17 protein-coding genes are annotated in these 19,948 nt (G+C 65.4%); 9 read left to right on the plus strand and 8 right to left on the minus strand.

Annotated features, from left to right (window positions below; all coding sequences use genetic code 11):
• Positions 1-203: 203 nt before the first annotated feature.
• Positions 204-3,794, plus strand: coding sequence for a thioester reductase domain-containing protein (locus LZC94_46365; protein WXB15233.1), 3,591 nt, complete (start codon positions 204-206; stop codon positions 3,792-3,794).
• 18 nt (positions 3,795-3,812) lie between these two features.
• Here LZC94_46365 and LZC94_46370 read toward each other — a convergent pair whose 3' ends face one another.
• Positions 3,813-4,394: a chromate transporter gene (locus tag LZC94_46370; GenBank protein WXB15234.1), complete on the minus strand. Its 582-nt coding sequence runs from the start codon at positions 4,392-4,394 to the stop codon at positions 3,813-3,815.
• Positions 4,391-4,981, minus strand: a complete 591-nt coding sequence (locus LZC94_46375) for a chromate transporter (GenBank protein ID WXB15235.1) — start codon at positions 4,979-4,981, stop codon at positions 4,391-4,393. The genes LZC94_46370 and LZC94_46375 overlap by 4 nt, the downstream gene beginning before the upstream one ends.
• A gap of 324 nt (positions 4,982-5,305) precedes the next feature.
• Between LZC94_46375 and LZC94_46380 the strand changes: the two genes are divergently transcribed.
• A complete protein-coding gene (locus LZC94_46380) occupies positions 5,306-6,742 on the plus strand; it encodes a DNA photolyase family protein (protein WXB15236.1) in 1,437 nt (478 codons plus the stop codon).
• On the opposite strand, the gene LZC94_46385 is transcribed toward LZC94_46380, so the two are convergent.
• The 3 genes from LZC94_46385 to LZC94_46395 all read right to left on the minus strand — a co-directional run bounded on the left by LZC94_46385 (position 6,739) and on the right by LZC94_46395 (position 9,647).
• Positions 6,739-7,422: a peptidylprolyl isomerase gene (locus LZC94_46385; protein WXB15237.1), complete on the minus strand. Its 684-nt coding sequence runs from the start codon at positions 7,420-7,422 to the stop codon at positions 6,739-6,741. The genes LZC94_46380 and LZC94_46385 overlap by 4 nt on opposite strands.
• A 90-nt stretch (positions 7,423-7,512) precedes the next feature.
• Positions 7,513-8,028 carry a hypothetical protein gene (locus LZC94_46390; protein WXB15238.1) on the minus strand — a complete coding sequence of 172 codons (516 nt, stop codon included), beginning with the start codon at positions 8,026-8,028 and terminating at the stop codon, positions 7,513-7,515.
• A gap of 56 nt (positions 8,029-8,084) precedes the next feature.
• Positions 8,085-9,647, minus strand: coding sequence for an FAD-dependent monooxygenase (locus LZC94_46395; GenBank protein WXB15239.1), 1,563 nt, complete (start codon positions 9,645-9,647; stop codon positions 8,085-8,087).
• Positions 9,648-9,755: 108 nt separating this feature from the next.
• On the opposite strand from LZC94_46395, the gene LZC94_46400 reads away from it, so the two are divergent.
• The 3 genes from LZC94_46400 (at position 9,756) to LZC94_46410 (ending at position 12,909) form a co-directional block, all read left to right on the plus strand.
• Positions 9,756-10,481 (plus strand): TetR/AcrR family transcriptional regulator C-terminal domain-containing protein, encoded by a 726-nt coding sequence (locus tag LZC94_46400; protein WXB15240.1) that lies wholly within the window; start codon positions 9,756-9,758, stop codon positions 10,479-10,481.
• 174 nt (positions 10,482-10,655) lie between these two features.
• Positions 10,656-11,645 (plus strand): hypothetical protein, encoded by a 990-nt coding sequence (locus LZC94_46405; GenBank protein ID WXB15241.1) that lies wholly within the window; start codon positions 10,656-10,658, stop codon positions 11,643-11,645.
• A gap of 466 nt (positions 11,646-12,111) precedes the next feature.
• Positions 12,112-12,909: a class I SAM-dependent methyltransferase gene (locus LZC94_46410; GenBank protein WXB15242.1), complete on the plus strand. Its 798-nt coding sequence runs from the start codon at positions 12,112-12,114 to the stop codon at positions 12,907-12,909.
• Here the strand turns inward: LZC94_46410 and LZC94_46415 are convergent.
• On the minus strand, positions 12,887-14,425 hold the full coding sequence (locus LZC94_46415) for a hypothetical protein (protein ID WXB15243.1): 1,539 nt from the start codon (positions 14,423-14,425) through the stop codon (positions 12,887-12,889). The two genes, LZC94_46410 and LZC94_46415, sit on opposite strands and share 23 nt — an antisense overlap.
• Positions 14,426-14,811: 386 nt before the next feature.
• Here LZC94_46415 and LZC94_46420 point away from each other — a divergent pair, with 386 nt between their 5' ends.
• The 3 genes from LZC94_46420 (at position 14,812) to LZC94_46430 (ending at position 17,672) form a co-directional block, all read left to right on the plus strand.
• Positions 14,812-15,411, plus strand: a complete 600-nt coding sequence (locus tag LZC94_46420) for a hypothetical protein (GenBank protein ID WXB15244.1) — start codon at positions 14,812-14,814, stop codon at positions 15,409-15,411.
• Between the two features lie 69 nt (positions 15,412-15,480).
• On the plus strand, positions 15,481-16,563 hold the full coding sequence (locus LZC94_46425; protein WXB15245.1) for a hypothetical protein: 1,083 nt from the start codon (positions 15,481-15,483) through the stop codon (positions 16,561-16,563).
• 17 nt (positions 16,564-16,580) lie between these two features.
• The gene (locus LZC94_46430; GenBank protein WXB15246.1) at positions 16,581-17,672 is read left to right on the plus strand and encodes a hypothetical protein; all 1,092 of its coding nucleotides are present in this window, start codon (positions 16,581-16,583) and stop codon (positions 17,670-17,672) included.
• Here LZC94_46430 and LZC94_46435 read toward each other — a convergent pair.
• Positions 17,664-18,491 (minus strand): hypothetical protein, encoded by an 828-nt coding sequence (locus LZC94_46435; GenBank protein ID WXB15247.1) that lies wholly within the window; start codon positions 18,489-18,491, stop codon positions 17,664-17,666. The genes LZC94_46430 and LZC94_46435 overlap by 9 nt on opposite strands.
• Positions 18,492-18,730: 239 nt before the next feature.
• Here LZC94_46435 and LZC94_46440 point away from each other — a divergent pair, with 239 nt between their 5' ends.
• Positions 18,731-19,615: a LysR substrate-binding domain-containing protein gene (locus LZC94_46440; GenBank protein ID WXB15248.1), complete on the plus strand. Its 885-nt coding sequence runs from the start codon at positions 18,731-18,733 to the stop codon at positions 19,613-19,615.
• Between the two features lie 21 nt (positions 19,616-19,636).
• On the opposite strand, the gene LZC94_46445 is transcribed toward LZC94_46440, so the two are convergent.
• Positions 19,637-19,930, minus strand: a complete 294-nt coding sequence (locus LZC94_46445) for an antibiotic biosynthesis monooxygenase (protein WXB15249.1) — start codon at positions 19,928-19,930, stop codon at positions 19,637-19,639.
• Between the last annotated feature and the right edge of the window lie 18 nt (positions 19,931-19,948).

The raw sequence follows: 19,948 nt of genomic DNA on the forward strand, positions 1-19,948 counted from the left end.
GCGGACTCGTCTCCGTCGCACGGTGCATGTCGTCAAAGCGACTCCGCTGCGATCGCTTTTGGCGAATGAATTCACGTTAATAATTTGCATGTTCAGAGCGGTGTCGCTTGAAAAGGCAACGCCGCAAACCCTATTCAAATCGCCTATGGCGGCGCGGCGCCGGTGGATCTGTCCCGCGGCCGCGGTCGGACGGAGTGTGTCCCATGAAATCAGCCCAAACGGAAGTCGGTATCGACAACCTCGACCTATTCGAGCTTTCATGTGCGCGTGCAGCCGATATGCTCGAAGCCGATCCTCAGCTGCGTCGCTCGGTGAGCTCGCGTCGCGACAGCGAAGCCATGCTGCGCGAATGTCGATATACCATCGAGTTTCTCGAGCGCGCGTGCCAGCTCTTTGCCGATAGGCCGGCGCTCGCCCATCGAGGAATGGACGAGCCGGCGAATGCCCCGTTCACGTCGCTGACGTATGCGGAGCTATGGGAGCGTATTCGCGCGTGTGCGGCGGGTTTGAATGAACGAGGATGGGTTCGCCGGGGCGACTTCGTCGGAGTGCTCGGGTTCTCCGGCGTCTCGTACATCGTTGCGCAGTATGCGTGTTTCTACCTCGGCGCCGTGGTGGCTCCGCTCCCGACGATCCTCCCCGCGGGTGACCTGGAGCAGGTGCTCGACGCGGGCGGGTTCTCCACCTTGATCGTGGATGCCGACGATCTGGAGGCCGTGCGCGCGATCCTCCCCACGAGCACGAAGGTTCGCCATGTCGCCGTCATGAACGCGGCCGGCGAGGGGTGGCCGGGCCATGAACGCGATCGGGATGGACGTGCTGCGTTCGAGGCGCTCTCGGTCCTCGAAGCGCGCGGCCGCACCCTCGCGCCCATTCCATATTTCGTCCCGGCGGGCGAGGAGGATCCGCTGCAGATGTTCCTCTATACGTCGGGGAGCACCGGGCTCCCGAAGGCGGTCATGTTTACGCAGCGCGGGCTCGCGACCCATCTGCGCCGCGCGCTCGAGGGCGAGCTCGGTCTCGAGCACGAGGTGCGCGCGCGGCTGCCCCGCGTGGAAATTCGCGTGAGCTTCATGCCGCAAAATCACCTCATGGGGCAGCTCAATGCCGCGGAGACGCTCCTCCACGGCGGATGTTTGCATTTTACACGAATGCGCGACATGTCGAGCTTGTTCGAAGACATCCGGCTCGCGCGGCCGACGCGATTGACGATGGTCCCCCGCGTCGCGGAGATGATCCACCACGTCTATCAAAACGAGCTCGCGCGGCGCGCCGGCGGTGAGCCGCCCACGCCCGATCTGCGCCAGGCCGTCGAACGCGCGATGCGGGAACACTTCCTCGGCGATCGGTTGCTCCTGATACGCGTGGGCAGCGCGCCCATCGCGGCGGACGTTCGGGAGTTCTTGCAGCGCACATTCCAAGTGCCCGTCTTCGACGTGTACGGGAGCACGGAGGCCGGCTACCTCATGGCCGAGGGCCGGCCGCTCCCGAACGTGAGCTATACGCTGCGGGACGTGCCGGAGCTCGGATATCTCTCGAGCGATCGGCCCTATCCGCGCGGCGAGCTCCGCGTCAAAACGCCGAGCGCGACCCCGGGTTATTTCAGGAACCCCGAGGCGACCCGCGATCTCATCGACGACGAAGGCTACGTCTGTACGGGCGATATCGTGGAGCAGCGCGGCCCCGAGCACCTCGTGTGGGTCGACCGCAAGAGCAACACCTTGAAGCTCGCCCAGGGGGAGTTCGTCAGCCTCTGGAGGCTGGAGAGCATCTACGCGAGCGATAGCCCGTACATTTCACAAATCTACCTTTATGCGGACAGCTTTCAGTCGCATATCCTCGCGGTCATCGTTCCGGAGCACGAGACGGTCGCCAAGCTCGACGCAGGGCTGCTCGATGCGGGGGCCTTGAGGCGACTGCTCGGGTCCGAGCTTCAGCGCATCGCCAAGAAGAATCAGCTGCAGCCTTACGAAGTGCCGCCCGACTTTCTCGTCGAGCGCGAAGCCTTTACCCAGCAGAACGGGCTGCTCACCGAGAGCTCCAAGCCGGCGCGCCAGAAGCTCAAAGCCAAATACCGAGCGCAGTTGGATGCCCTCTATGCCGAGCTTCGAACCTCGAAACGCGACGAGCTCTCACGGCTCCGCGAGGACGGCGAGCGGCCGCTCGGTGAGCGGGTCGAAGGGGCGCTCCGCGCCACCCTGGGCGCCGATTCACCGCGCGCCGGGAGCTTTCGCGAGCTCGGAGGCGATTCGATGAGCGCGGCGGAGCTCAGCGCGCTGCTGGCGGAGCTGACGGGCGTGAACGTGCCCGTCGGAATGATCCTCGACCCGGCGGGGAGCCCCTTTGCCGATCTGGTGCCTTACATTGCCGCGCAAAAAGCGCAAAGAGCGCAGATCGCGCAAAGAGACGAGAAAGCGCAGAAGAAGCCAGGTAGTGCGAAGACGCACCATGAGCCGAACGCGCAGGTTGCGTCGGGATCCCACGTCGCCGCGGGATACGATCCGAGCGCGGCGACCGTTCGCGCCGTCGACCTGACCTTGGAGGCGTTTCTCGATCCGCGGGAAATCGCCGAGGCCGAGCGCCTCCCGCGCGTGCCGGGGCCGCCCAAGTCGGCGCTGCTCACCGGTGCAAACGGTTTTCTGGGGCGCTTTCTCGCCTTGGAGCTACTCGACCAATTGCCGCCCGACGGGCGACTGTATTGCATCGTGCGCGCGCGCTCGAACGAAGCGGCCCTGGCGCGCATGTGCGGCGGATCGTTTCATGCGCGCGCGCTGCAAGAGCGATTGGCCGCCATGGCCAAGGAAGGGCGCCTCGTCGTCCTGGCCGGTGATTTGATGAAACCGCAGCTCGGCTTGGACGACGGCCGCTGGCACGAGCTGGCCGAAACGGTCGACGCGATCGTTCACGCCGGCGCGCTGGTGAACCATGCGCTGTCGTACGGCCAGCTGTTCGAGCCCAATGTGCTGGGCACGGTGCAGATCGCCCGGCTCGCGATCACGCGCAAACGCAAATCCATCCACTTCGTCTCCAGTGTATCCGTGGGTGGGGGATTGAAGCGACGAACACCCATCACCGAGGGTGAAGACGCGCTTGCATTATGCACCGAACGGCCGGCGAGCGGCGGCTATGCGAGCGGATACGGCGCTACGAAATGGGCGTGCGAGGTGTTTCTGCAGCGGCTGAGCGAGCGCTTCGGCGGCCCGGTCGATGTCTTTCGCTGCGGAATGATCCTGGCGCACTCCGAGGCCCCGGGCGAGATCAACGTGGACGACATGTTCTCGCGGCTGCTCGTCAGCCTGATGGCCACCGGCATCGCGCCCCGGTCCTTCTACGCGCCGGAGTTTCGCGAATCCGGGCGCTTTCACGGCCTCCCGGTCGACTTCGTGGCCAAGTCGCTCACGGCCATCGCGCTGCAATCGCACCAAGGTTATGCGACATACCATGTGGTGAGTGATGACGAAGGGAGTGTCTCGCTCGACCGAATCGTCGATTGGGTCCAAGAGAAGGGATATCCCCTCGAACGAATCGACGATTACCACCGTTGGTACCAAACCTTTGGCGGCCGCCTCGAACGGCTCGATAGCAAGCTTCGCGCGGAGTCGGCCTACGCCATTCGCCATCAGTGGGCGCACCCGCTCTCTCTGGCCGATGAGCCGGCATTCGACGTTCGCCGCTATGCTGCGCGAATCGCCGCGCTCGGGCGCGAGCTGGGAGGCCCCGCGCGGCTCCCTGCCATCACCCAGCGCTTCATTCAAAAATCCATCGAGGATCTGCGGCTGCGTCGAACGGGGTGAGCCGGCGCGCCACGGTGCTTACGGTGTGGACCGGCTCTTTCCGAAGCTCTCGAGCTCGCCCGCCAGCTGCGGAAAGTCGAGGATTTCGGTGGCCCCGAGCAGGCTCACGGCGGCGCCCGCGGCGAGGACCCAGAGCGCATCGACCTTCTTCGATGCGAAGAGGAGGACCAGCGCGATCAGCGCGATCGACAAGGTGAGCGGCCCCACGATCGCGTCGCGGGCCAAAGGGAGGGTCGACGATAGAAGCAGCCCCGCGCTCGCGAGCACGACCGCTTGCAACATGCCCTTGACCCGCGGGTGCTCGGCCAGCGGCCCAATGAACCGCAGCAGCAGCAAAATGGCGAGCGCCGGTGTTGCCATCGCGAGCCAACCGGCCATCGCGCCGAGAACACCATCTGCGAAATAGCCGATGCTCACCACATAGACGCCCGCCGGGCCAGGGGTGCTGCGCGTAATGACGATGGCGGCGTTGAGCTGTTGGTCCGTGAGCATCTGCCGGTCGATGACGAGCTCTTCGCGGATAATGGGCAATGACGCCAGGCCCGCGAGAGGCGTGGACGTCGCCTTCAAGAAGACCAGGTACAAGGTGAGAAACTTCATGGCGCCTCCGCGGACGGCGCGGCATGCCTCGGCGGTGCGGCATGCGCGGACGGTGCAGGCCAGAGCGCGCCCGCACCCCCCGCCAGCAGGAGCACCTCGAAGGGCGAAAACGAGTGAAGCTCGACGAGCGCCATGGCTGCCGGCGCAATGATCAGACCTTTGACGGGCGCGGCGCGGAGATGGGGCGCGGCGATCACCCACGCCGTGTTCACCATGACGGCGACCGCCGCGGCCAGCGCCCCGCTCAACCCTGCGCGCACCGCCTCGTTGTGGTGCCACGCCTCGTAGAAGTATGTCGTAGCGAGTACGATGACCGAGCACGGCACGGAGGCTGCGCCCAGCGCGACGACCGCGCCCGTCCAGCGCCGGGTGAGCCATCCGATGGCGGTGCAGAAGGCCAATAAGCTCGTCCCGGGCGTGACCCGCGACAATGCGTACGCGAATTGGAAATCGAGATCCGAAATCCATTTTCGCCGTGTGACGATTTGGTGTTGAAGCACCGCGATCGTCGTGCTGCCCCCGCCGAACGTCAGGTTTGCGTACCGTGTGAACATCGCCGCGATGTTCTTCAACGAAGGATTCGTCATCGATCTTCGAGCCAAGAACAGGATGAGGGCGGTTGATGCGATTCCCGCTTTGGGGTGGTTTTTATCGTTTGTTTACGCAGGTCGTGACCGGTGCGTGAAGTGGTTGTCTAGCAGCAATCGTCGCCGAGGCAAAAAGCTATTGAGTGGAATTTCTGGATATGCGGCTTTGCATTGGGGCATTCGTGTTTGCGCGTGCGACAGCCATGTCATGGATCCTACCCTCGAGTCCTCCGATGTTCCGTGCATGTTTCGCCCGAGCACCTGTGCCGGTATCGAGCTGCCGGTTGGCTGTTCGCGCCGAGCGCCCGCGGGTATCATGCGCCCGTGAGCTCGACCTCGATGCGAACGCTGGTGTGGTTTCGTGGAAAAGACCTTCGTATTTCGGATCATGGTCCGCTATGCGAGGCCGCGTGCCACGGGGAGGTGATCGGCCTCTTCGTCCTGGATCCCTACTTTTTCGCGCCGGAGCGCGCGCGCGAGCTCCCGCACCGCATGCAGTTTCTGCTGGAGTCGATCGCCGCGCTGCAGTCGAACCTGGAGCAGCTCGGGTCGGGGTTGGTGCTCGCCCGGGGCAAGAGCATCGAGGTGGTCCCTCGCCTCGCCCGTCGATGGCGCGTGGACAAGGTGCTCGCGCAGCGATGGACCGAGCCCTTTGCGCGCAAACGCGATGCGATCGTGGCCGAGCGCCTTCATGTACCCTTCGAGCTCCATGAGGGCGAGACCCTCGCGGTCCCCGAGGAGGTCCGCACCGGCGAGGGCAAATCGTACTCGGTCTTTACGCCCTTTGCGCGCGCTCACCGGGCGGTCGTTCGCGTGGGATCGCCGCTTCGGGCGCCGAAAACGCTGCCCCCGCTTCCCGACGACATTCGCGCCGACAAGGCGACCTTGCCGTCGCTCGAGAGCTTGGGCATCGCACACAACCCCCGGCTGCTCGCAGGAGGAGAACGCGCCGCGCGCGAACGCCTCCGCCGATTTCTCGCATCGGCCGCCGAACGCTACGATGCCGAGCGCGATCGGCTCGACCTCGCGAGCACCAGCCGCCTGTCGGCCGATTTGAAGTTCGGGACCCTATCCATCCGCACCGTGTGGACGGCCGCGCGCCGCGCCCTCGAGCGCACGAACCCCAAAGCATGGCGGAGCTTCTCCAACGAGCTCCTCTGGAGGGAGTTCACGCACGCCGTGTTGTGGAACAATCCCAATTTGCTGAAGCACCCGCGCCGCGCCGAGTTCGAGACGTTTCCCTGGGAGCCGAACGAGCCGGGCTGGCGCGCGTGGTGCGAGGGCAAAACGGGGTATCCCATCGTCGATGCCTCGGCGCGGCAGCTCCTCGGCGAAGGCTTCGTGCACAACCGCGCCCGCATGATCTCCGCGAGCTTCCTGGTGAAGGATCTCCTCATCGACTACCGCCGCGGCGAGGCCCACTACATGAAGTACCTGACCGACGGCGATTGGGCGCAGAACAACGCGGGCTGGCAGTGGTCCGCCGGGTGCGGCTTCGACGCGCAGCCCTATTTTCGTGTGTTCAACCCCATCGATCAGGGCCGAAAATTCGATCCCACCGGCGGCTATGTGCGGCGCTGGATCCCGGAGATCGCCCGCCTGCCCGATAAACACCTTCACGCCCCGTGGGAAGCGCCGGCGGCCGTATTGCGTGCGGCGGGGATCACGTTGGGGGAGACGTACCCGAACCCCATCGTGAACCACGCGTCCGCACGCAATCGATTCTTGGCCATCGCGCAAGGGCGAATGAGCGCGCGTTAGGGTCGCTGCGCGAGGACGTGAACGAAATAAATCCGAACGGGGTATTTCGGTAGGCCGTCCAGATCGGGATCTTGGATGCCGGCGGCCACGATCCGGTCGAAGGTCTCCATTCCAAAGATGACCTGACCGAGAACGGTGTAGTTCGGCGCGATCTTCGCTTGCGAGTGCACCACGAAGAATTCGCTCCCGTTGGTGCCCGGGCCTTGGTTCCCCATGGCCACCGTGCCGCGCGGATACGTCTCTTTGCCGGTCACCTCGTCGGGGAATTTGTAGCCGGGTCCGCCCTCTTCCTGGCGATAGATATCACCGCACTGCAGCACGCCGAGGCGCGCCGTGTTGGTGAGGCGGAAGCACTGCGTGTCGTTGTAGAACCAGCTCCGTGTGAGGTGCACGAAGTTGTGCACGCCACATGGCGCATTGCCGCGATCCATTCGGACGACGAAGGGGCCGTAGTTGGTGAGAAAGGCAATATCGACCGTGCCATGCGATGCGGCCAACGGTCGCGGAATGCGGACCGGCTTGGCGGCGGGGTTCTCCGGTGTCGGTGTGAACTCGCAGCGCACGGGTTGTGCGTCGTTTTCGAGGTCGTCCGACAGGTCAGTGGGTTCATCCGCGCGCGCGGAGCCCGTGATGAGCGTTGCGGCGGCGGCCAGGGTGGCGATGCGGAGGGCTCGGAACATGAATCCACAGTAGGCCCATCATGCCCCTTGGCAACGAGGAACGACGCATCCGAGGCCCCGCGCGAAGCCGCGCCGGTGCTGTGTCGGATCTCAGTAGAAGAGTGTGGTGAAGGCGAAGGTGAAGGGCGCAATGGTCACGGGCGCCTTTGCGCCTGCGTCACCGCGATAGACGGCCTGCGTCGAACATGAGCCTTTGCCCTTCAAGGCATGGGGATTGAACGACAATCCAGCGTCACGGGGCGGCGGTGCGGGCACATTGCTGGTGACATCGAGCGTGCAGCTGGCGCCCTCCCATCGATCCCCGCCGCGGCTGACGCCCAGGGTGGCGTCGAAGGTTCCGGTTTGTCCGGGCTCGATCTTCCGGATGATCAACGACACCACGACCTTTGCGTCGAGCGGTGCAAAGGCTACGGATCGGGCGGAGTACAGACAGGCTTGCGAGGTGCCTTCGAGGGTCACGTCGATTCCGCCCGAGAGCTGCGCGTGCAGCTGGCACGGGTTATCGCCCGTGTCCCCTCCCGAGCTGCTGTCGGAGGAGCAGCCCGCAAAGGCTCCCGCGATCGATCCCGAAACGAGCAAGGCCGCCAAGGCGCGAATTCGATTCATTCGATACGCTACCACGCGGCCGCGATGGCGCAGGATGGATTCGTGGGATGGCAGATTCAATCTGCCTTATCGATTCGATTCAGCAATTGGCTCCATGCGGTAAGGAGCGCTGCGCTCGGGTCGGCCGGTAAGTCCAGTGACCGCCATGCGATGAAACCATCGGGTCGAACGAGGCTGGCGCCACCTGGTTGCAATCCGTTCGCCAGGTTGAACGCGGCCGAATCGTTTGGCGGAACCGATCGGTAATCCAGCTCCAATCCCAGCTTCGTTTTGGCGCGAGCGCCCGCGGAGCGCCACGTTTCGTCGGCCGAGAGCAGCACCCAATGGCGACCAAACGACTCCAGTGTCGAACGGCGGCCATGGGCATCGGAGAGCCAGAGGTGCGGCGCCCGCGTGCCCGGCTGTCCGGACCACTGGTCCGGACGGCGTGCAGGGGGCAGCGACCCATCGGACGGCGCGAACGGGGAGGGATAGCGGTACCCGAAGGTCATGGCGATATCGTCGATGATGGGGATGTCCATGCGCGGGCCGCCCGGATCGTGCCCGTCTTCGCGCGCGAAGAGTTGGTCGTGGCATAACCATGCGATCGGCCTTCGCTCGCGATCGTAGCTGTCCAGAAGCGCGGGGCCGGCCTGCCCGGAGAGCACGGCCGAGAGCTTCCACGCCAGGTTGTGCGCGTCATGGATGCCGGTGTTTGCGCCGTAGCCGCCGCGATTGGGCGGTAGGGTATGCGCGGCGTCTCCGGCCAGAAAGACGCGACCGCTCGTATAGCGATCGGCGATGGAGCCCCGCACCTCCCAGTCTCCGATGGCCACCAATTCGAAGTCCACCTCGGCGCCGACGGCTGCGTGTACGCGGCGGCGAATCTCCCGCGGGTCGAGCTCCGCCTCCCCGTCGAAGACGAGCAGCCAGCGGCCATCCCCATACGCCGCGAGAAAGGCGGACGGCGGTCCATCGATGACGAACTGCCCGAACCCGTCGTCTCGGTAGTGGTCGAGCACTGCGCGAAAGAGCACGCTGCGCACATTGCGCAAGAAACCGCGCCCGCCGCGGCCGATGCCGAGCTGCTCGCGGATGGAGCTGCGGTTGCCGTCGGCGGCGATCGCATAACGCGATCGCACGACGTATTCCTTGCCGCTGGTGCGCTGGCGGATCCTCGCGCGCACCTCGTTGCCATCTTGGGTGAGTGAAACCAGCTCGTTCCCAAAGCGAAGATCGGCCCCCAGCTCGGCGGCGCGCGCGCGCAGAATGGGCTCCAACTCGTCTTGGTGGACCGCGATGCTGGTGTACGGTGAGTATTCCATCGACGTGGCCGGCATATCCCCGCCGCGCCAGGGGAGCTCCTCGCGCCGTGGGTCGACCAAGCTCGTGACCCGCGCGCGGCGGACGCTCGCGGCGCCTGCGAACGAGGTGGCCACGTGCAGCGCATCTTCCAAACCTACACTGTGGTACAATTCAACCGTTCGCGGGGAGTAGCCGATCGCGCGCGGGTGCGGCGCGCTGCCCGGATGACGTTCGACCAGCACGGTTGGCACCCCGTGCCATGCGAGGAAAAGAGCAGCCGATAAACCGACGAGGCTGCCTCCGACCACGAGAACTGCCGTTGTTTCTTCATCCATCCGTGCCTCCGGTCCTCGCTGAGAGATACGTCGTATCGAAATGATACACTGTATCGTGGAGGTATGCTGTACTGTGACTCACACGTCAAGGGAGCGAAGGCGAAGTGCATGGGCGAGCCGCGGGAACCGAAAGAGCCAAAGGGTGATCTGCTGATTTGGGAACGGCCGGAGCCTTCGATTCGCGCGGCGCTGGCGCCTTTGAGTCGCGAGCGCATCGTAGATGCGGCCATCGGGTTGGCCGACGCCGAAGGGGTGGCGGGGGTCTCCTTGCGAAAAGTGGCGGCCGTATTGGATACGCGGCCCATGCGGCTTTATGGCTGGCTCTCCACGAAAGAGGATTTGCTCGATCTCATGGTCGACGCCGTGTATGGCAAGATGGATATATCTGCTTCAAGTGGCGATTGGCGCGCAGACGTTCGCGCCATGGCCAACGAGACACGGCGCATGGCGAAGCGCCATCCATGGTTCATCGAGCTGCTCAGCGGCCGCCCGCGTTTGGGACCCCATGCTCTGAGGAACCACGAGGCCGTGTTGTCGGCCTTCGGAGATCGGCACATCGATGTCGTCCTGCGCGCAGCCGCCGTGATCGACGCGTACGTCATCGGCGCCATCAATTTGGAGCTCGCCGAAGAACGCGCCGAGCGAATCAGCGGGATGAATCACGAGCAATGGCAGCATGCCATGGGGCCTTACATGGCGAAGGTGTTGGCCTCGGGCGATTTCCCGATGTTGACGAAGGTGATGCGCGATGCCTCGCACCCGGGAGCGGCCGCCGTGTTCGCAGTCGGCTTGGACGCCGTGCTGGATGGGGTCGCGCTCCGAATGGGGCTCTGAGCCGATCTTCGCTGGTGCGATCCGTGAGATCGCCCTCGATCGCACGGATCGCACGGCGCCGCCGCTCGATGGTCCTCGGCGCCGTTCGTGCCATGGGGGGCGCGGCCGGAAAAGGCGATGCGATGGTGGAATGCATCGTGCTTTTGCCGTTTTTCAATGACCACTACGAAGACCATGAAAAATGGAATTTTACTCGTTGCCATGGGCGTTTCGGCCATGGCCTGTGCGGCGGCCGATGAAAAATTCGACACCGAACCAGCGAACCCCGTGGAGACGGACGCCATCGAGGCCGCGGTGTCCGCGCCCGCGTACCCCGGTCAGGCCAAACCGGGGACATTGGTGTGGGGAGCCGGCATCGATGGCAACGGGGATCCGGTCGCGCGGCACGAGACGGCCGCCGGGCACGTTCTTGCCGTACGGCGAACGTTTTGGCGATGGGAACAACGAACGGGATCGATGCTCACCAAGGCAAAAGACGATCTGGCCCATAGCCGATTGCCTTGGGTCTCGGTGAAGCCGCCATCGTGGGCCGACATGGGGGCGGGAAAGCTCGACGCGGAGATCGACCAAATGCTCTCTGCGCTCGCCGGGCTGCGCGGGCCCGTTTGGCTCACCGTGCACCATGAGCCCGAGGGGGGCGGTGGTGTCAACAAGCCCGACGATCCCGCCGGTCCGGCAGGCCACATCGCCATGAACCGCCGTGTGCGTGCGCGTATGAGCGCGCTCGGTGTGACCAATGTAGCCTTGGCGCCGATCCTGATGTCATGGACGTGGAACCCCGCCTCCCGCCGCAATCCCAATGAATGGTGGGCCGCCGGTATTTACGATTTCATCGGTGTGGATCATTACAATGAAAAAGAGACGTCCTTGATCGATGCTACGTGGTTGACCATTCGGAAGTGGGCAAAGGACCGCGGGGTCGACGTGGCCGTTGGCGAGTGGGGGATGCGCGGCACCAATGCCGCCGCGGGGGCTCGCGTGCGGGAGTGGTACAATCACGCCGCCGGCTCGAACAAGGATGGTAAGGGCGCGCGCGTCGTGGGACTGTCCGCCTTCGATTCGAGTCTCAACGCGCCCACCGGCTCGTGGGAGCTGAAAGGCGAGCAGCTCGCGGCGTTTCGGGCCCTGCTGAGCGACCCTCGAACGGCCGACGTGGTCCCTTGAGGAGGACGAAATTGCGCCGGGCAATGCCGAATGGAGTCTGGACGACGGCGGGCGGCGGACGATGATGCACGGGGCGGCGAACCGTCGCCGTTATTCCTCGAAGACCTCGGTGCTTCTCGGGCGAGCAAGGAGAGCGAGGACGGCGGCGGCGCGCGGCCAGGAGATCACGATCCGAGCTCGAGGAAATCCGCGACTCGGGGCGCTGCGCTGGTACCTGCAAATCAGGTGCGTGACTGGACGCATTGCGCGTCTCCTTCCTGTCGCATTCGATGTATAATTATCATCGGGGTGGGTTTTCCTTAAAGGGGTTTCGTGACCACTTCTCATGGGTATGGACAGGCTGCGCTCGTCCTTTATTCAGATATTGTTGCGGAGCTCGCGCCGCCACGTGTGTGTCATGCGATCACGTCCTCGGCATGAACGAACGCGCAGCGCAGGGGAGACAACAGACGCGCGAGCTGCCACGATGGCGCGTATGGAGCGCACGTTCGAGGAGTTGATCGCGGAAGGTGAGTCGGTTTCGGTCGATGGTTGGGATTTTTCGTGGCTCGATGGGAGGGCCACGGAGCAGCGTCCCTCATGGGGATATGCGCGCAGCATGGGCGAGCGCATGGCGCGATCGGCCGCGGCGCTGGACATCCAAACGGGAGGGGGAGAGGTGCTCGCAGGTGTGCCGAAGCTCGCCACCCTCACCGTGGCGACGGAGGGGTGGCCGCCGAACGTGGCGCGCGCCACCAAGACGTTGCGGCCGCGCGGGGTCGCGGTGGTGGCCCACGACGATGCGCCGCCGCTTCCCTTTGCCGATGCGACCTTCGACTTGGTCGTCAGCCGTCACCCGGTGGTCACCGTGTGGGACGAAATTGCGCGCGTGCTCGAGCCAGGGGGCACGTACTTTTCGCAACAGGTGGGCCCTGCCAGCGTGTTCGAGCTGGTCGAGTATTTTCTTGGACCGCAGCCGCCCGAGGTGCGCCGCCAGCGCGATCCGAACGATGCCAAGGCGGCGGCCGAAGCGGCGGGGTTCGAGGTCACCGACCTACGATTCGAATCCTTGCACACCGAATTCTACGATGTTGGGGCGGTGGTGTACTTTCTGCGAAAAGTGATTTGGCTCGTCCCGGGCTTTACCGTCGCGCAATACCGCGCGCCGCTGCTTCGTTTGCACGAGCAGATGCAGAAGGAGGGACCCTTCGTGGCGCACACCACCCGTTTCCTCATCGAGGCACGAAAGGGTCCCGGACCGATCAGGGACACAAAGCGGAGCTGATCCGCAAATCGTAGGACTGCGGCCCCGTGGGGACGCGCCAGATGACGCGGTATGCGTTTCCGCCCCATGCGAGGAGGGGATCGGTGCCGGCGCCAAGGGCCATGCGAGGTGCGGTCGGTGTTCCATCGGCCGCGAGGCGATGGAGGCTGGCGCCGTCCGTCTGTGCGAACGCCACGCCGTAGCCGGTGCCGGTCCAAATGGCGCGGGTCGCGCGACTATCCATGCGGGCATCGTTCGCGATGACCACGTCGTCGCCCGCGCGCTGCCCGTTTGCATCGAGCCGGACGAAGCGCTCCTGCCCGCCGCTCTCCGTCTGTTGCGAATAGAAGATGCCATAGTGCGATCCCGACCATGCGATGGCGGGGAGCTGGGAGTTCTTCGCGTCGTCCGTGACACGCACCTCCGCGCCGATCGTGGCCCCCTCCACATTGACCCGCGCAAAATAGATCTCGCTGTTCGATGCCCCATGGCGGTAATCGGACCAGGCGACGGCGTACATGCCATTGGAGGCGGTGATGGCCACGGACCCTGCTACCTCCGCGCGATGGCGAAGCACGATTTGGTTGCCGACCTTCTGCCCGCCCGCGTCCACCCGGAGAAGGAGGATATCGGTGTTCGTGCTCTGGTTCTTCCTCCATACGATTCCGTACTGACCGCCTTGGAACGCCACGTCGAGATCGCTGATCACATCGGCCGAGCCGACTTGGAGCGGGGTGCCGATTCGTTGGCCCGACGCATCGAGCCGCACGAACTGGACGATGCGGTTCTGGTTCGAGTCGTATGCGACGTACGCCAGCCCATATCCCGTTCCGTTGAAGACCAGCTTGGCGCCGTATCCATAATTCTCAATCGAAATGGGATCGCCGATGGGCTTGCCCTGGACATCCAACCGCATGAAGTGGAGGACTGATTGGTCCTTCCATGCCACCCCGTAGCCCTGACCATTCCAGACGATCGAAGCGTCGGCGGCGTCTGCCCGCAAAACCTCGCTTCGGGGGCTCGTCTCGCACGCGATGCCGGCGTCGCCCGCGTCGGCGCGCTGCTCGCCCACGAAGCCTTTGCTGAAGTGCACCACGTTGGCCCGCAGCTTTCCCTCGTGCGCGGTGGACGGGCGCGCCGTGAAGCGGCCGTCGGGCTCACTCCAAAAGACGGTGTCTTCTGCGCGATGGCCATCGACGGCAAACTCGATCTCGGCCGGCACGCGAAACTGGAGCCCATCGGGCTCGAACCGATAAATCGGGGAGCGGCTCGAATATCCTTGCGGTGCGGCCTCCGCGAGGGGTGTGAGGACGATGTTCACCTCGCTCTGGAGCGCGCCCGCCGGAATGCGAAGCGTCGCCCCCGTGGCGGCGATCGTCCCTCCTGCCGGGCCCACCGCGGCGTGAACCGGGGGCCCTATCGGATCCCCTGCATCTCCTTGGCCGGCGGGCGGCCTCGCGGAGTTCGAGTCACTGCACGCGGCCGACCAAACCGTCACCATCGACAATCCCAAGAGGAGGGAGAAAAACGTTCGCATGCTCGGGTGATACGCGCCGCCGCCCGAAGTTGCGCGCATCGCGGTCCATTTCTTCGAGCAGGCGCGTTTTGCTTGTCGATTTGGCGAGTTTCGCGGAGGGGCCGGGGCCGCGCCGCCCGTCGCGGCCCGAACGGCCTACGCAGTCCCGCCCCCCGCGGGCGAAGTGGCTCGTTCGAGTTCCCGCGGCGAGGGCGGGTGCCACATCCGACGCAGGCACCGGCCCGTCGTCGCAACATGAGGCGCATTCTCGCGCGTTTTTCGAAATGGTCGAGCCAAGATTGATGTCGAGCTGGGTACGGCCGCAACACGAGAAGATCCGCGCAGTGAAGCCGCGGGCATGCGCAGTCGGTGTATCCTGATATGAAGGAATCGAAGGAGAGCACTCGATGTCCTTTCTCGATGAGCGTCAGCAGAAACTCGTTCTGGACCTCCTGGGGCGTGAGCTCTCGAAGGACGAGTTCTATCGTCAGTTCCCCGTCGCCCCGAGCGAAGCCCGTGCGCTGGGGCTCGATGTGCTGCGCCGCGCGCTCCGGGAGCACGACGCCGACGACGTCGAGTTCGGGCTCCTCATCGGTTTTGCGCTCGGGATGACCCCGGATTACGTGGATACCTTGCACACCTTGGCAGCCGAAGATTGGCATACGCGCCACGAGGACGTCATCGATGCGCTGGACGGTCTGATCCCATCGGGCGCCCCCGTCAGCGCCGAAGTTCTCCATCACGCCGCCCTCTCCGCGTTTCCTTATCGCGACGACGATGAAGCGTTTGCCCTCGGCGTGAAATGCATCTGGGCCTTGAGCCACCTTCGAACCCCCGAAGCCATCGAGCGGCTGGGGGAGCTGCTGGCCAGCGAAAACCCCATCCTCGAGGGCAACGCCGAGACGCGTCTTTATGCCATCGCGGAGGATGACAAGGAGACGTCCACCCTAAAAAGGCGCGCGAACGAGCTGCTCGCGGCGCACATGGTGCACTCGTCACGCGGTTGAGCCGCCAGGTGCGCCGCATACGTGGCGGCGCTGTCGACATGGCGCTTGCGATGGGTCACCATCGGCCCCATGCGATGCACCGTAACGGCCCTCGCCGTGGCGGCAACCATGGCGGTGGTGCCGCTCGCCCGCGCGCAGCAATCGGGGCCTCTTGCCGAGGCGCTCTTTCGTGAAGGCCAGCGCCTCTCGCATGCTGGCCGCACGGCGGAGGCGTGCATCAAGTTCGCCGAGAGCCAGCGGATCGAACCCGCCTTGGGTACCTTGCTCAATCTCGCGGTTTGCCACGAGAAAGAAGGAAAAACGGCGAGCGCGTGGGCCGAGTTCATGCGCGCGGCGGAGCTGGCCGAGCTTCGCCGGCAGAAAGACCGTGCCGCGTTTGCGCGCGACCGCGCGACGGAGCTCGAGAAGAAGCGGTATGCGGTGGTGCTCGATGTGAAGCGGCCCAGCGCGTCGATGGCGATCGTGCTCGACGGGCAAAAGTTGGAGCCGGGCGCATGGGGTATGCCGCTCCCCGTCGATCCCGGTGAACATACGTTTATGGCCTCGGCGCCGAACAAGGTGGCGTGGCGTCGAACCGTCGTCGTTCCGCCAGGGGCGGGTACGTTGCGCATCGATGTGCCGGCGCTCGAGGATGCGGGGGCGGAAATGACGAAAGGCGCCCCGGGGGTGGGCCCGGCGACGGTTGCGTCGCCGGTGACCGTGCCGTCGTCGTCTTCGCCGTCTTCGCCGGAGGCGGGGCGGGAGATGGGGGCCGATGCGGCATCGCCCGACGGTGCAAAGCGGAATCTTGGTCTGCTCGTGGGCGGTGCGGGCGTGCTCGCCTTGGGAACTGGGGTTTTCTTCGGTGTGCGCTCGGTGCTCCTCGGCAATCAATCCGACCGGGAGGCGAAGCGCGCGGACGATTTCGAACGAAGCGGGGACCGCACCAACGCTGCAATCCAGCGCGACGCGAGCGTGCGCGATCACGATGATGCGGGGACGAATCGAGCCATTGGGTTCGTGGCTGGAGGGGTGGGGCTCGTCGCCCTCGGCGTGGGCGTTTACCTTTTTGCGACGGCGAAAGATCCGTCGCGTCGATCTCTCGGAGGTCTTCGAGGTTTGCCCGAGCTGGGGCCGCGCGCGGCGGGTGCGCGTGTTTCGTTCACGTTTTGAGCGGATTTGGGGGCCAAATGACGAACCGAAGCTCGTTGATGATGGTTCGGGCGGCGCTGGTGTCGTTTTCCGTGGCCGCCGCGGTGCTCGTGGGGTGGAGCGCGTGCTTGCCGAGCGAGCCTGCCATCGTCGCCATCGATGGGGGAATGGGCTCGTTGCATCCGCCGGATGGGGGAACGGAGGCCGGCGTACTGCCGATGCGCAAATGCGACGTGAACAAGCCATTCCTCAACCCGCGTCGCATCGACGACAATGTGCCGGGTGACAAACGGGGTGCACGTCTGTCGCGCGATGAGCTCGTGATGTATTACGCCCTTGCCAAGTCGGAGGAGGGGGGACGGCACCGACACCCGTGGCACCTCATGACTGCCAAGCGTGACGCCATTGGCGACACGTTCAAAGAAGGCAGCGAGCTCGAAAATATCGGGCAGTGTTACTGGGGACAAGAATTTCCAACGATCACGAGCGATGGCATGCGGGTGATTTTTTCGGCCATCGCGCAGGACGGCGCGTCCCAGGAACTCCTGTACTTCGCGAAACGTGGAGATAGCCCGTGCAAAGGAGGAGTTGGCGACCCTTCCAAATTTGGAAAACCCGAAAAGCTCCCGCAAAGCGTCAACCTCTATCGTTCTTCGCTGCATCCATTTTTGTATGAGCTTTTCGATGGAGGAAGGGAGCTCTGGTTCTCCTCCGGTCCGGAGGGGGGAGGCTCTCTCGAGCTCTATCGCATGCGTATCACCGGCGACGATTGGGCGGCGGATGCATCGTTCACCGAACGGGAGCGCGTGCTCACGCTCACCGCGAACGACGAAGACATCGCGCCCGTTCTCAGCGCCGACGGGTTGGAAATTTTCTGGGCAGCACAACGTGGCTCCGATCCCGATGGCGACGGCATACCGACCGATATCTGGACCGCCCAAAGGATCGATTCGGGGCAGCACTTCACGAATCCACGTCTCGTCGGCGAGTTGAGCACGCCGCTTTTCGAGGGGCCGAGCTGGCTCTCGCCCGATGGCTGCCGCCTCTACTACTTTGCAAGCACGGACGCCGACGCGTCCTTCCGCCGGATGACGGATCTCTTCGTCGCCGAGCGGTCGCCCTCACCCTGAAGCACGCCGCGATCCCCGAGGCACCACCAGCTTCGCCGAGAGCGCATGGATGACCAAGGTGGCGCCGAGCGCCAGCGCATAGGTGCTGACCAACGCACCCGCGGCGAGGTGGCCTCCCACCACGACGAAAAATCCTACGGTGCCCAAGGAGGCGCCCGCCACGCCCGTCAAGAAGACGCGCACGGCGCGGGCATCGTCGCGCGCATGGGTGAAGACCGCGACGATCGCCGAGAGAACGGGCACCGTGGAGCAAATGCCACTCCACCGTGCGCCCAGACGCTCCGACACCGCGGTCAACCCCACGACCAGCCCGGTGGCGAGCACGATGCGCGCGGGCAGCTCCCAGTTTTCGGATGCACGCACTACGTCGTGGTCTACGACTTCTGCCGAAGCGCACCGGTCCCCCGGCGCCGCGCGCCCGAGCACCAACCGCACCGCCACCAACGCCCCCCACGCCGCGAGCGACAGCACGCCCAAGGTCTGCGACAGGTGCTGCACGATCACCGACACAGCCAAAAAACCGCCCAGCCCACACGCCAGCGCCCGCGGCCAAGACACATGGTGCGACGCCCACCCGTAGGCGCCGCAAAAAGCCCCCACCCCGGCCAACCCTGCCAAGGCGCCCGGCGCAGCATGGGACGCGAAGCTCGCCCCGCTGCTCATGGCGCAAAAGACGGAGACGGGGCCGGAGATCACGGGCAGCCCGGTGACGAGGCCGGCGACGTGGGGGCCGTAACGGCGGGAGGTCCACGCGACCAAGAGGAGCAAGAGCGGCATCAACGATAACTTCAGCCAAAGTGGAGACAAAGAGAGCGACATGGATGGGGCGTTCCTCGCGAGCGCAGTCCACCGCAGCGCGCCGGCGTGGGCGGCGATCTCGCCGTTGCCGTGGCGGACGAACGCGTCGGGCCGCAGCTTCGTGCCCTACGCGCGCCCGGCCGCCTTCGCGCGGCACACCTGCCGTAACGCGCGAGCTCCGATGGACGCGCATATCGTGGGTGACGTCGCGCGCCGGATCCAATAGATAGTTTGCGTCGATCGAGAAGCGACACTTATCAATGGTCGAGCTCCGTCATCTGCGGTATTTCCTCGTGGTCGCCGAAGAACTTCACTTCGGGCGGGCGGCAAAGCGCCTTCACCTGGCGCAGCCGGGGCTGAGCCAGCAGATTCAAGCGCTGGAGCGCGAGCTGGGGGTCGAGCTCTTGGATCGCAGCCACCGCCGCGTGCAGCTCACGGCCGCCGGGCAGGTGTTCTTCGAGGAGGGACGGCGCGCGCTGGCGCAGCTCGAACGGGCCGCCGATCGGGCCAAGCGCGCAGGGCGCGGCGAGGTCGGGCGGCTCGTGCTGAGCGCGGCCGAGTCGGCCACGTACGCCGTGCTGCCGCGCATTTTACGCGAGTATGGGCGGCGCTACCCGGAGGTCGATCTGGTGGTGCACGAGATGGCGTCGCCGGCGCAAGTGGAGGCGCTGCGGCGCGGGGACGTCGACCTCGCGTTCGTGCGCACGCCCATCGAGACGAAGGGCCTCGAGGCCGTGGCCTTGCGCGACGAGTCGATGGCGGTGGTGGTCCCCGAGGGGCACCCGCTCGCGCGCCGCAGCACCATTTCGCCCTCCGATTTGCGGAGCGAGCGGCTGGTCATGCATCCATCCCCCGCCAGTGGATGGACCGAGTTGATGCTCGCCGTGTGCCGCAACGCCGGGTTCGAGCCGCGCATCTCGCAGGTGGCCACCGAGACCACGGTGGCCGTGAGCTTCGTCGCGGCCGATCTGGGCGTGACCCTGGTGCCGGAGAGCTTGAGCGAAGCCGCCCGAAGGCCGGGCGTGGTCACCCGGCCGCTCACCGCTCCGGCGCCCATCACGCGCCTGCTCGTGATCTTTCGGCGCGACGAGCTGCCGCAGACCGCCCGCGCCTTTCTCGACGTCGTGCGCGAGCTCGCGCTCTGAGCCGCGAAGGCCCGGCGCCGCCTACTTCGCGGCCAGCACGTCGACCTTGCGAATGTCGGGCGGCGAGGCGAGAAGCTCGTCGGCCTTGCCCATCAACGCCTTGGCGATCGGCCCCTCGATGTGCGCCGTGCGACCTGCCTCGTCGGCGAACGCATCGAAGATGCCAAAGGTGCGCGGTCCCAGCTGAAAGGCGTACCAGACGATGGTCCCGCCCTCGGCCACCGCCAGCGCTTGTGCGCCCTTCAACAGGGCGGCGACCTCCGCTTCTTTTCCGGGCTTGGCTTCGAGGGTCGCGAGAAATCCCAATTTCAACATGACGTGCTCCTTCGAGTT

Source organism: Sorangiineae bacterium MSr11954, from assembly GCA_037157815.1.
GTDB lineage: Bacteria > Myxococcota_A > Polyangia > Polyangiales > Polyangiaceae > Pendulispora > Pendulispora albinea.

Coding starts and splice junctions, on each gene's coding strand:
- LZC94_46415 (WXB15243.1), bottom strand. CDS start 14,425: ATGCGAACGTTTTTCTCCCTCCTCTTGGGATTGTCGATGGTGACGGTT.
- LZC94_46395 (WXB15239.1), bottom strand. CDS start 9,647: ATGGATGAAGAAACAACGGCAGTTCTCGTGGTCGGAGGCAGCCTCGTC.
- LZC94_46365 (WXB15233.1), top strand. CDS start 204: ATGAAATCAGCCCAAACGGAAGTCGGTATCGACAACCTCGACCTATTC.
- LZC94_46430 (WXB15246.1), top strand. CDS start 16,581: ATGACGAACCGAAGCTCGTTGATGATGGTTCGGGCGGCGCTGGTGTCG.
- LZC94_46385 (WXB15237.1), bottom strand. CDS start 7,422: ATGTTCCGAGCCCTCCGCATCGCCACCCTGGCCGCCGCCGCAACGCTC.
- LZC94_46375 (WXB15235.1), bottom strand. CDS start 4,981: ATGACGAATCCTTCGTTGAAGAACATCGCGGCGATGTTCACACGGTAC.
- LZC94_46390 (WXB15238.1), bottom strand. CDS start 8,028: ATGAATCGAATTCGCGCCTTGGCGGCCTTGCTCGTTTCGGGATCGATC.
- LZC94_46370 (WXB15234.1), bottom strand. CDS start 4,394: ATGAAGTTTCTCACCTTGTACCTGGTCTTCTTGAAGGCGACGTCCACG.
- LZC94_46410 (WXB15242.1), top strand. CDS start 12,112: ATGGCGCGTATGGAGCGCACGTTCGAGGAGTTGATCGCGGAAGGTGAG.
- LZC94_46425 (WXB15245.1), top strand. CDS start 15,481: ATGCGATGCACCGTAACGGCCCTCGCCGTGGCGGCAACCATGGCGGTG.
- LZC94_46435 (WXB15247.1), bottom strand. CDS start 18,491: ATGTCGCTCTCTTTGTCTCCACTTTGGCTGAAGTTATCGTTGATGCCG.
- LZC94_46400 (WXB15240.1), top strand. CDS start 9,756: ATGGGCGAGCCGCGGGAACCGAAAGAGCCAAAGGGTGATCTGCTGATT.
- LZC94_46405 (WXB15241.1), top strand. CDS start 10,656: ATGAAAAATGGAATTTTACTCGTTGCCATGGGCGTTTCGGCCATGGCC.
- LZC94_46420 (WXB15244.1), top strand. CDS start 14,812: ATGTCCTTTCTCGATGAGCGTCAGCAGAAACTCGTTCTGGACCTCCTG.
- LZC94_46445 (WXB15249.1), bottom strand. CDS start 19,930: ATGTTGAAATTGGGATTTCTCGCGACCCTCGAAGCCAAGCCCGGAAAA.
- LZC94_46440 (WXB15248.1), top strand. CDS start 18,731: ATGGTCGAGCTCCGTCATCTGCGGTATTTCCTCGTGGTCGCCGAAGAA.